This window comes from Oleiphilus sp. HI0086, from assembly GCF_001635225.1.
Window position 1 is genome coordinate 1 of the sequence record NZ_LWFZ01001356.1, and the last position, 1,047, is coordinate 1,047.

Genomic DNA, 1,047 nt, shown 5'->3' on the forward strand with positions numbered 1-1,047 from the left:
TTAGCTTCATCAGGAAAATCAGCATAGCTTGTCGTTGCTACGATTCTACTTCCAGCACCTAGAGAAAATAATAACTCAACTGAGTGTGGAGAAAGCGCTACGATTCGCTTTGCAACAAAGGGTGCGTGGGAAGTTTCGTCACTATGAGACAAGGAAGCTTGAAAAGCCAAGACTAGCAAAAGCAATAAATTAAGTACTCTGAACATAAGCACGATTTACCATCCTCGACGACGAAGAACCAGAAGAAAGAAGGCACTACCAATTGCTGCTGTAATGACACCAACGGGTAGCTCATTATTATCGATCAAGGTACGTGCAAGCACATCAACCCATACCATGAAACAACCACCCAATAATACACACGCCGTTAAAACGTGCTTACTCCGGCGCTCTAGCAACCTTCTAACAATATGGGGCACCATTAAACCAACAAAGCCTATGCCACCACAATTTGCAACCAACGTTGCCGTTAACAAAGAACTAAGCAATAACATAGAAATTCGCAAACGCTTTACATCCACTCCTAATGCGGTCGCACTTTCATCCCCCGCAAGCATGACACGCAAACGCCGGTGATTGGCAAAAAATATTGCGATACAAATAAGAATAACTAAAGACGGCATCCATAATGCTCCCCAGTGAGCTTTACTAAAACTACCCATAGTCCAAAAAATAAGCGATGCAACGGCTTGAGCATCAGCCATATATAAAACCAAGCTCGTTGCCGCGCTGAACATAAAAGAAACCGCAACGCCGGCTAATAACATTCGTTCAATTTGCGCCCCCATACCCGAAAGAGAGATAACCAGAATAACCGACACAGCACTGCCAATAAACGCTCCAGCAGTGATACCGAGATCATACAGACCAGCATCACTTAGCATTGAACTAGCTCCACCTGCGGCAATGACCAGCACAGCGCCAAATGAGGCGCCTGAGGAAATACCAAACAAATAAGGGTCAGCCAGCGGATTTCGAGTAACCGTTTGCAGAACTGCACCGGCTAAAGACAAACCAGCCCCCGCAAAGAAAGCAAGTATCAGGCGT

General features: G+C 45.5%; 1 protein-coding gene and 1 pseudogene. Both read right to left on the bottom strand.

The window, feature by feature from the left end:
- A pseudogene (locus tag A3756_RS28875) lies at nt 1-206 on the bottom strand (hypothetical protein); the annotation flags it as partial.
- 9 nt (nt 207-215) lie between these two features.
- Nucleotides 216-1,047, bottom strand: an 832-nt coding sequence (locus A3756_RS23345; protein WP_068554792.1) for an iron ABC transporter permease, incomplete at its 5' end; no start/stop codon positions are given.